This window comes from Streptomyces sp. NPDC055103 (assembly GCF_053607625.1).
The window spans coordinates 32,918-42,209 of sequence record NZ_JBSGTX010000028.1; the positions used below are offsets into that span (position 1 = coordinate 32,918).

Below are 9,292 nucleotides of genomic sequence, written 5' to 3' on the forward strand. Positions count from 1 at the left end.
TGCCCCTCTTTCCTTCGCGCACTGGTGTGTTGGCACCCGACGGTACGGGTGTGACCTGTGCCCCGTTCACAGGATCGGGTCTTCGGGCGCCTTACAGTTCTTGGTGGAATGTCGGAACATGGACACGTGGCGATGAAAGTGTCAACCGACCTGGTCGGCGTCAGTGCCCACCACGTACGCGCCGTGCTGCTGGGCGGCGAGCGGCGCGGACTCGCGCCCGAGCCGTTGCTCGCCCGGGCCGGACTGCCCGCCGACCTCCTCGGGGACGCGGGGGCGAGGGTGTCGGCGGAACAGTTCGGGCGGCTCGTGAGGCTGCTGTGGGCCGTCCTCGACGACGAGTTGATCGGCTTCGGCGGCGCGCCCAGCAAGGTCGGGACCTTCGCGATGATGGGCCATGCCGTGGTCCACGGCAGCCGCGACCTGCGCGAGGCGCTCCGGCGGAGCCAGGCCTTCTACGCACTCTTCCCCGCCGGGCCGCGATTCCGGCTCGTCGAGCCGGGGGAGGGGCGTGCGGGGGAGGGTGGGAGCGGATGGGCGGGGGAGGCCGCGATCGGGCGGGTGGGGGAGGGCGGGGTCGACGAGGCCCGGATGGAGTTCGACGTCGCCGGGTACGACGACCCCCTCCACTTCGGTGTCGAGTCCACCGTGCTCGTCGCCCACCGCTTCGCCGGCTGGCTCATCCGCCGCCGGATCGGTCTGCGGCGCGTCGAGTTCGCCCACCCCGAGCCCCGGCACGCCCAGGAGTACGCCCTCCTGTTCGGCGTGCCCTGTGTCTTCGGCGCCCGGCGGACGGCGGTCGTCTTCGACCGGGCGGACCTCGACGAGCCCGTCCTGCGCGACGCGGCGGCCCTCAAGGCCTTCCTCCGCCGTGCCCCGGCCGACGTGCTCGTCCGCGCCGACTACGGCAGTACGGTGACGGGCCGCGTCCGGCACCTGATCGGGACGGCTCTGCCCGTGGAGCCGGTGCCGACGCCCGAACAGCTCGCCGACCGGCTGTCCGTCAGCCCGCAGACCCTCCGCCGTCGGCTGGCCGCCGAGGGGACCACGTACCAGCGGCTTCGTGACCAGGTGCGGCGGGACCACGCCCTCGCCGAACTCGCCGGCGGCCGGGTCTCCATCGAGCGGCTCTCGCGGCAGCTGGGCTTCTCGGAACCCAGCGCGTTCCACCGGGCGTTCCGGCGTTGGACAGGCGAGACGCCCCGGGCCTTTCGGGCCCGGGGCGGGTGAGGGCGCCTCCGGCGGCGATCCGTGGTCGGGTGGCCGGCGGTCCCTGGTCGGTGGCCGGCGGTCCCTACTCACCCGCCCCGGGAGTCCGGGGCGTCAGCGCAGGGTGAGCGGCGTCTCCGATGTCACGCGCGAGAGCTTCTCCGGGTTGCGGACGAAGTAGACGCCGGTGATGCGGGCGTCCTCGACGTGGACCGCCATGACGCCGTCGATCTCGCCGTCCAGGCGGACGAGGAGCGCCGGGCTGCCGTTGGCGACGGTGGGGCCGAGGGTGATCGTCATGCCGACCCCGTCGGCCCTGGCGGTGAAGCCCGCCATGAGGCGGGACACCTTGTCGGCCCCGAGCACGGGACGCAAGGCGGCGTGCTTGATCCCGCCGCCGTCTCCCATGTAGACGACCTCGGGGGCGAGGACGTCGAGCAGGCCCTGGACGTCCCCGGTCTCGAACGCGCGCCGGAACGACTCCAGGGCCGCCCGCGTCTCGCTCGCGGAGACCGTCCGGCGCGGACGGCGGGCGTCGACGTGCTGACGGGCGCGGTGCGCGATCTGACGGACGGCCGCGGGGGTCTTGTCGACGGCGGCCGCGATCTCCTCGTACCCGAAGCCGAAGGCCTCGCGCAGGACGAAGACGGCGCGCTCCGTCGGGGACAGCGTCTCCAGGACGAGCATCATCGCCATCGACAAGCTCTCGGCGAGCTCCACGTCCTCGGCGACGTCCGGCGCGGTGAGCATGGGCTCGGGCAGCCAGGGGCCCACGTACGACTCCCGGCGCCGGCTCGCGGTGCGCAGCCGGTTGAGTGCCTGTCGGGTCGTGATCCGGACCAGGTAGGCGCGTTGGTCGCCCACTTCCTCCAGGTCGACCTTGACCCAGCGCAGCCAGGTCTCCTGGAGGACGTCCTCGGCGTCGGCCGCCGAGCCGAGCATCTCGTAGGCGACGGTGAAGAGGAGGTTGCGGTGGGCGACGAACGACTCGGTCGCCGGGTCGGCGGCCCGGTCGCTCATGCCTTCATGGTCGCTCATGCCTCCACCCCGTTCCTTCTCGGTCGGCCAAGGTCGCCTTCGGTCCCCGCGTACGCGTCCACAGCAAGATCCTTCTCATCGGTGGGTGAGATCATGGCCCACCCGCTCCGCGCGCTCGCGCGCGGCCCCCAGCAGCTTCTCGCGCTGGCCGCCTCCCGAGACCCGGTGCAGGCCGTACTTGCCGGGCTCGCGCGCCTCTTCGCCCAGGTGCTTCACGGTGCCCTTGCACACGATCTCCTTGACCTTCGCGCCGGTGCGACCGCCGATGTGGAACCACAGCGCGATGTCGTTCCGGTGAGCGAACTGGAAGATGCCGCCGCCTCGGCCCAGGCTGATGCACTGGCCCGCGAACACCGAGTTGAGCGGCTCGGGCGCCTCCCCCGCGATCCGGCTGAGGACCGTGTCGGCGGCCCGCGCACCCATCGGCGTCGCGGCCTGGCAGCTCATTCTCGGCGGCAGGTTGGACGGCGCCGCCGAGTCCCCGGCCGCGATGACACGGTCGTCGTCCACGCTCGTCAGCGTCTCGTCCGTGAGCAGACGGCCCAGGGCGTCGGTGCTCAGCCCGCTGCGCGCGGCCAGGTCCGGCACGCCGAAGCCGGCGGTCCAGACGGTCACCGCGCTCGGCAGCGTGCGGCCGTCGTCGAGCAGCACGGCGTCGCGCGTCACGGCCGTCACCTTCGCCCCCGGGCCTTCGACCACGGTCACCCCGAGGGCCGCGAGCCGCCTGGCGACCGAGCGGCGACCGCGCCGGTGCAGGTACGGGCCGAGCACCCTCCCGCAGACCAGGGTCACGGCGCGGCCCGTCTCCGCCAGTTCGGCGGCGGTCTCGATGCCGGTCGGACCGCCACCGACGACCGTCACGGGGGCCGTCATGGCCGCGGCGTCGAGGGCCGGCCGCAGCCGCTGCGCCTCTTCCAGGTCCGCGATCGGGTAGGCGAACTCGGCCGCGCCGGGCACGCGCGGGTCGGCGCTGCCACTGCCGACCGCGTAGACCAGGTAGTCGTAGCGGACGGTGCCGCCGCTCGCCAGGGTCACGTTGCGCCCGGCCGCGTCGATCCGGGTCACGGTGTCGACCAGGAGGGTGGTGCCCTCGCGCAGGACCTCCGTGTACGCGACGACCGCGTCGTCGGACCCGGCGACGAGCTGGTGCAGGCGGATCCGCTCGACGAAGTCCGGGCGCGGGTTGATCAGCGTCACGCTCACGTCGTCGCGCTGCGTCAGACGGTTCGCGGCCATCACTCCGGCGTACCCGCCGCCGATCACGACAACTTCGGTGTTCCCCATCGCGGTGTCTCCATTCGTTTCCAGCGGTTCGTGCACAAGACACCGCCCGACCGGACCCTGTGACACGATGTGATGCAGGTCACTCCGGCGGGAGTGTGACGGTGGTGTCGCGCGGTCAACAACCGTGAGCGGTACGGTCACGGCCGCCGCCCACCGCCGGGCCTACCGTCCCGCCATGACCGCAATCGACCGGTCCGGCGCCGTCCGGCCCCCGGACCCCGCCGGTCGCCGGTGAACGCGCGCCGGGCGGCCGGAGCCGTCCTCGGCACCGGCGTCCTGCTCTGTCTCCTCGCGTCGGTGGCCGTCACATCGCTGAGCGTCCGCGTCGACGGCACGAGCATGACGCCCACCCTCACGGAGGGGGACCGCCTGCTCGTCGCGCCGGGCTCGGCGGGCGAGGCGCGCCGCTTCGACGTCGTGCTGCTCCGGGTGACCGGCAGGGACGCGCTGCTCGTCAAGCGGGTGATCGGACTGCCCGGCGATCGGGTCGCCATCGCCTCCACGCCGGAACGGCCCTTCGAGGTCCTCCTCCAGGAGCGGGGCGAGGGCCCCGTCCTCCGCGTGGTGGCGCCGCAGTGGACGGCGCGAGTGAGCCGTGTCGGCGCCTGCTGCGCGCCGGACGGCACCCGGTCGGCGCGGCCGGAGCTGCGGACCGTGCCCGAGGGCGCGTTCTTCTATCTGGGGGACAACCCCGATCTGTCGGACGACTCGCGGTCGTACGGCTGGGGGGAACTCGGCCGCGTCGAGGGGAGGGTCGGCCTCCGGGTCTTCCCCTTCTCGACCTCGCCGGGCCTGGGCGGCCGGCCAGGGCTGGAGGGGTGATCGGGGCTGGAGAGGCGATCGGGGCTGGAGGGGCGATCGGGGCCCGGTCCGTGAGGGGCCGGGGCCGTCAGCCCGTCTGCCGGGTGGGCGCGAGGGTCTCCTCGCCCGTGCTCAGGGCGACCCGGACCACGGTGTCGGCGATACGGCGGGCCGACTCCTCGGGCGACGCGGTGGACTGGACGATGTGGCTGGCGGTCAGCCGGACCGCCGCGTCCACGGCCAGCTCGCGCGCGACCGGGTCCATGCCGGGCCAGGCCTCCGAGACGTACGCGTCGGCCATCGCCGTCGCGGTCTCGAACGCGGCCGCGGACCGGGTGGTGAGGTAGGGGAGGAGACCGTCCTCGCCGGTGCTGGTCAGGACGGCCTTGATCAGCGGGTTCCGGCCGGCCAGCGTGAGGGTGAAGCCGACGGCGGCCTCGACGGCCGCGCGCAGGTCGTCCCGGTGCGCGTCCAGGCCCTGCTGGATGCCGAGCAGGCAGCGCTCCAACTCGCGCTGGAACAGGGCCTCGCCGACCGCCTCCTTGGAGGGGAACTCGGAGTACAGCGTCTGCCTGCTGACGCCCACGGCTCCGGCGAGGTGGGCCATCCGGAGCTTGTCGAAACCGCGGTCGGCGACCGCCTCGTACGCCGCGTCCAGGAGGCGTTCGCGCAGCAGTGTCCGGACCGTCTCCCTGAACCGTGCCATCGGCCCAGCCTAGTCCAGCGGGAATTCTCCTCAGAACTGTCCAGAGTGTTGACACATCCTCGGTAACTGTCCAATTCTCGAACAGGCAGTAGTGAAGTGTCCTCCGTCCTCGGTCGTCCGGCCGCGAGACGCACGGCTGCCGTGTCCACACCCACCCGCGCCGCCGGCGCGGGACGACGGTTGGAGTTCACATGCAGGAAGAACACAGAGGCGTCACCCGCTGGCGCAGATCGGCGTTCCTGGCCCTGCCCGCGACCGCGGCCGTGGCGGCCATGGCCACGGCGATGGTGCAGGGCGCGCTCGCCGCGAACCTCTCGCTGACGAGCGTCCCCTTCACCCTCAGCTCGAAGACCGTCGCCGCTCCGCAGGGCATCGGCGCGGTCATGCACACGATCGACGCCGGCGGGGCCAAGGGCGCCGCCGAGGTCGGCATCGCCAAGGCGGGTCTCGACGGCATCTGCGTCCACGCCGTCCAGTCGGTCAACCTCCCGGTCGTCGGCAGCCTCGGCACCTGGTCGCTCAACATCTCCTCACCGGCGGCGGCCACCCCGCTCACCAGCGACCAACTCGTCGCCGGCGCCGGGCTCCAGGCGAACAAACTGGTCCTCGACGCGCAGTCGCTCAAGGCCGCCACCGCCACGCTGAACGCGAGCGACGCCACCCCGAACGTCATCGGCGCCGCGGCCGACGGCGCCGGGATCAAGGGCACCGGCATCAACGACGGCACCCCGGGCCAGTTCGGCCTGGACGCCACCGGCGGCCGGACCGACATCAAGAACCTCAACGCCGACGCCAACGGCGCCACGATCTCCGGCGCGATCACGCTGCCGGACCTGGCGATCGCGATCGCCCACGGCGACAAGCCCTGCTGAACCGTCCCTGATGCCGGACGCCGGGGATCCGCGTCGCTGCGAGGAGGACGCGGATCCCCGGCTCCGTCCCACCGGCCCGGCCACCCAGCTATCCACTGACCTGACCTGACCTGACGTGACTTGACTTGACTTGACCGGACCCCTGCCGACGCGAGTGGGCACGTCCGTCCCGACCATCGACTGCGAGGGCCTCATGACCGTCCATCCGCCGCCTGAGCCGACCGGAGCCGCGGCCTCTGCACCCGTCCGGCGTGGCGCACGTACGGCCTTTCGGCGTTGGCGTCGTACCCGGCCCTTCTGGGCGGCCCTCTGGACCGGGACCGGCGGCTTCGTCATCTTCTTCCTGCCGATGGCGCCGCTCGGCAAGATCCTCCAGGTCGGTGTCGGAGGCATCGCGGGCATGGCGGGCGGTGTCGTCCTCATGGCGATGGCCCTGCTGATCCTGCTGCTCCCCGGTCAGCGCCACACCGCCGGCGTCATCGCGGTGATCGCGGGAGTCGCCTCCTTCCCCCTCTCGAACCTCGGTGGCCTCTTCGTCGGAATGTTCCTCTCCGTCCTCGGCGGCTCCATGGCCTTCGCCTGGCTGCCGGAGAAGCCCGCCCGGCGGCGCGGTGGCGGCGGTCCCTTCCGCCGTACGCGCTCCGCCACCCCATCGCCCGTGTCCGTAGGGAGCGGATCCGTATGAATCATCTGACGACCCGTCTCGGCCGGATCCGCGCGACCGGCACCCGCACCGCCGCCGAGTGGAACGCCCGGATGCTCGCCGAGGCCTCCGACGGCACCCGGCGCGGCACCCGCTGGGGGCGCGGCGCGCTCGCCCTCGTCCCCTCGGCGATCGCCGTCGGCGCCCTGGGAGCCGCGCTGGCACAGGGGGCCCTCGCCGCCAACTTCAGCGTCACCGGGCAGCCCTTCACCCTGACCTCCAACGGCGTCGAGGGCTCCGGCTTCGGGGCCATCGTCAACACCCCGGCCGTCGGGCGCCCGGACGGCACGACGACCACGAACACCGCGATGGCGCGCGTCGGTTTCGCCAGCGCCGGGCTCGCCGGGCTCTGCGGCGTCGTGCACCAGACGATCGCGGGAGTCCCGTACTCGCTGCTCCTGACGGGCGGCCAGAAGGTGACGGCCGCGCCGCCCGGCACGTTCACCACCGACATCGACGCGTCGAACCTGTACATCCAGGCCACCGAGCTCCAGTCGTACGGGCCCACCACCCTTCAGAACGCGGTACTCGGCCAGTCCGCCGACCAGGTCACCGTGGCCGGCAAGCCGCTCACGGGCGCGCTGCCCGGCGGCTTCGGACTCGGTTCTGCGGGCGGCGAGGGAGGCAGCTCGATCACCTTGCACGGGCTGAACGCGACCGCGTACGACGCGGAGATGGCGGGGGCGCTCGTCCTGCCGGACCTGAGGATCAGGGTCGTCGCGGGATCGGCGACGACGTGCTGAGCCGGGTGAGCGAGGAGGGCACGGCGGGCGGGCCGGGTGTGCCGGGCCGGGTGAGGGTCGCGTACGAGTGGTTCCGGGCCTTCCGCAGGACCCGCCCCTTCTGGGGCGGGGTGTGGCTGGTCGCCGGCGGGTGGACCGTTCTCAGGTTCTCCCTCAGCTCCCTCCAGCTGATCGTGAGCACGGGCTTCGGGGGAGTGGCCGGTTACCTCGTCGGCGGCGGGATGATCCTCTGCGGCCTGATCCCGATGGCGCTGCCCTCCCAGCGCTACACCTTCGGGCTCATCGGCGTGGTCCTCGCGGTCGTCTCCCTCGTCGTCTCCAACCTCGGCGGCTTCCTCCTCGGCATGACGCTCGGAGTCCTCGGCGGCTCGATGACGGTGGGCTGGGGCGCCAAGCGCCCGCGCCGCCGAGCGGCGGACAGGCCGGCGGACCGGGGCGTGCGGGCGGCGGACAGGCCGACGGACCGGGGCGTGCCGACGGCGGTGGAAGGGTGACGCGCCGCGTACGGTCCCGGCTCACCGCGGTGACCACCGCCTTGCTCCTCGCCGTGGCCACGGCCGTCTGGTCGGGGCAGCCGAGCGGCGCCACGGGCCGGGCGGTCGCCGCGCCCGAGCCGTTGGGCGTGCCCTTCCTCCCGTCCCCCGACCCGCTGCACGTCACGATCGCGAGCATGGTCGCCGTCTCGATGACCGTCGACAAGAACGTCACCATCAGGCTCTCCGACGGCACGACCCGGACGACGACCCAGTACACCTTCACCAAACTCAAGATCCGCTCGCACATGAACGTGACCCAGCGGGCGGCGGGGCACACCGTCACCATCGACGTGCCGGGCGAGGGCTCCCTCGGCGGCTACGACAGCGCCGGGAAACCGGAGACGACCACGATGTGGGGGAACATCACCAACGTCTGCGTCCGGGTCCTCGTCAAGATCTGCGGAGTGCAGGGGCTGCTCGACTTCTTCGGCTCCCTCATCCCTCTGACCGCCGGGGCCGAGGACTTCGCCGGTGACATCTACGCGATCCGTACGGTCGACGACCACGCCGCGCTCGACTCCACCGACAACCCCGTCCACCTCCCCGGAACCATCACGGTGACCGTCCCATGAGCCCCGACCGTCACCCCCGCCACTCCGCCCCCGAAGGACGCACCCACTGGCGTCGCTCGCTCGCCGTCGCCGTGCCCGCGCTGCTGGCGGCGGCCGGCCTCGGGTCCGCCATGGCCAGCGGCGCGCTCGCCGTCGGCCTCCGGATCCAGGACCGCCCCGTCGACTTCACGACCAGCAGCCTGTACGGGACGCAGTACGGCGCGGCGGTCGTCGACCAGGAGGTCGTCCGGTCCGACGGCACCACCGGCACCGTCCGCGTACTCCGCATGGGCTTCGCGGACGGTGTGCTCAACGGACTGTGCCTCAGCCAACGACAGGCGATCGCGGGGGCCACGTACACGCTGCTGCTCACCCTCGGCGACGACAACCCCGGCTCGTGGGAGATCCGGACCCGGAACACCGTCCTCGACCTGCGGACCGCCACCGGGGTCCTCGACATGGACGGCATCGTCGATCTCAACGTCAACGGCGCCGACGTGAAGACGGTCAAGGACGCGTCCGGGGCGTACGTCCCCAACCCGCTCGACAGTCCGCAGCACCGCTTCGGCATCCAGGCGCGCTACGCGAAGTTCGACCGGATCGTCGGCACCGCCCAGGACTTCCAGATCCCGGGCCTTCTCACCACCCCGAGAATCAAGCTCGCCGTCAGGCCCGGCACGGTCGCCTGTCCCGCCCCACCCGGGCCCGTCGGCACGCCCGGGACGCCGTGATGGCAGACTGCGGCCCTCACGGTCGTCTCTCCGCGCGTCGTGGGCGGACCATAGGTGGCGGGGAGCGGCAGGCGACTCCTGGAGGCACCCATGGCGCGGCGACCCGGACACGCGGCCCGCA

11 protein-coding genes are annotated in these 9,292 nt (G+C 72.8%); 8 read left to right on the plus strand and 3 right to left on the minus strand.

Annotation, left to right across the window (positions count from 1 at the left end; translation table 11 throughout):
• Positions 1–132 precede the first annotated feature (132 nt).
• Positions 133–1,227, plus strand: a complete 1,095-nt coding sequence (locus ACWFR1_RS19230; protein WP_453552623.1) for an AraC family transcriptional regulator — start codon at positions 133–135, stop codon at positions 1,225–1,227.
• Between the two features lie 93 nt (positions 1,228–1,320).
• Here ACWFR1_RS19230 and ACWFR1_RS19235 read toward each other — a convergent pair whose 3' ends face one another.
• Together ACWFR1_RS19235 and ACWFR1_RS19240 are read right to left on the minus strand one after the other, a co-directional pair.
• On the minus strand, positions 1,321–2,226 hold the full coding sequence (locus ACWFR1_RS19235) for an RNA polymerase sigma-70 factor (protein ID WP_453552745.1): 906 nt from the start codon (positions 2,224–2,226) through the stop codon (positions 1,321–1,323).
• A gap of 93 nt (positions 2,227–2,319) precedes the next feature.
• A complete protein-coding gene (locus tag ACWFR1_RS19240; RefSeq protein ID WP_453552625.1) occupies positions 2,320–3,528 on the minus strand; it encodes an NAD(P)/FAD-dependent oxidoreductase in 1,209 nt (402 codons plus the stop codon).
• A 231-nt stretch (positions 3,529–3,759) separates the two neighbouring features.
• On the opposite strand from ACWFR1_RS19240, the gene lepB reads away from it, so the two are divergent.
• Positions 3,760–4,350 (plus strand): signal peptidase I, encoded by a 591-nt coding sequence (gene lepB, locus ACWFR1_RS19245; RefSeq protein WP_453552627.1) that lies wholly within the window; start codon positions 3,760–3,762, stop codon positions 4,348–4,350.
• Positions 4,351–4,417: 67 nt separating this feature from the next.
• Here lepB and ACWFR1_RS19250 read toward each other — a convergent pair whose 3' ends face one another.
• Entirely contained in the window at positions 4,418–5,035 is a 618-nt protein-coding gene (locus ACWFR1_RS19250; RefSeq protein ID WP_453552629.1) for a TetR family transcriptional regulator, read from the minus strand.
• A 191-nt stretch (positions 5,036–5,226) separates the two neighbouring features.
• Between ACWFR1_RS19250 and ACWFR1_RS19255 the strand changes: the two genes are divergently transcribed.
• From ACWFR1_RS19255 to ACWFR1_RS19280, 6 genes are all read left to right on the plus strand, one after another.
• Entirely contained in the window at positions 5,227–5,907 is a 681-nt protein-coding gene (locus ACWFR1_RS19255; protein ID WP_453552631.1) for a DUF6230 family protein, read from the plus strand.
• A gap of 130 nt (positions 5,908–6,037) precedes the next feature.
• On the plus strand, positions 6,038–6,592 hold the full coding sequence (locus ACWFR1_RS19260; protein WP_453552633.1) for a DUF6114 domain-containing protein: 555 nt from the start codon (positions 6,038–6,040) through the stop codon (positions 6,590–6,592).
• Positions 6,589–7,353, plus strand: coding sequence for a DUF6230 family protein (locus ACWFR1_RS19265; protein WP_453552635.1), 765 nt, complete (start codon positions 6,589–6,591; stop codon positions 7,351–7,353). The genes ACWFR1_RS19260 and ACWFR1_RS19265 overlap by 4 nt, the downstream gene beginning before the upstream one ends.
• Entirely contained in the window at positions 7,347–7,847 is a 501-nt protein-coding gene (locus ACWFR1_RS19270; RefSeq protein WP_453552637.1) for a DUF6114 domain-containing protein, read from the plus strand. Before ACWFR1_RS19265 ends, ACWFR1_RS19270 begins: the two co-directional genes overlap by 7 nt.
• Positions 7,844–8,461 (plus strand): hypothetical protein, encoded by a 618-nt coding sequence (locus ACWFR1_RS19275; RefSeq protein WP_453552638.1) that lies wholly within the window; start codon positions 7,844–7,846, stop codon positions 8,459–8,461. The genes ACWFR1_RS19270 and ACWFR1_RS19275 overlap by 4 nt, the downstream gene beginning before the upstream one ends.
• Positions 8,458–9,171: a DUF6230 family protein gene (locus ACWFR1_RS19280; protein WP_453552640.1), complete on the plus strand. Its 714-nt coding sequence runs from the start codon at positions 8,458–8,460 to the stop codon at positions 9,169–9,171. The genes ACWFR1_RS19275 and ACWFR1_RS19280 overlap by 4 nt, the downstream gene beginning before the upstream one ends.
• Positions 9,172–9,292 lie beyond the last annotated feature (121 nt).

Coding starts and splice junctions, on each gene's coding strand:
- ACWFR1_RS19230 (WP_453552623.1), top strand. CDS start 133: ATGAAAGTGTCAACCGACCTGGTCGGCGTCAGTGCCCACCACGTACGC.
- ACWFR1_RS19235 (WP_453552745.1), bottom strand. CDS start 2,226: ATGAGCGACCGGGCCGCCGACCCGGCGACCGAGTCGTTCGTCGCCCAC.
- ACWFR1_RS19240 (WP_453552625.1), bottom strand. CDS start 3,528: ATGGGGAACACCGAAGTTGTCGTGATCGGCGGCGGGTACGCCGGAGTG.
- ACWFR1_RS19250 (WP_453552629.1), bottom strand. CDS start 5,035: ATGGCACGGTTCAGGGAGACGGTCCGGACACTGCTGCGCGAACGCCTC.
- ACWFR1_RS19255 (WP_453552631.1), top strand. CDS start 5,227: ATGCAGGAAGAACACAGAGGCGTCACCCGCTGGCGCAGATCGGCGTTC.
- ACWFR1_RS19265 (WP_453552635.1), top strand. CDS start 6,589: ATGAATCATCTGACGACCCGTCTCGGCCGGATCCGCGCGACCGGCACC.
- ACWFR1_RS19280 (WP_453552640.1), top strand. CDS start 8,458: ATGAGCCCCGACCGTCACCCCCGCCACTCCGCCCCCGAAGGACGCACC.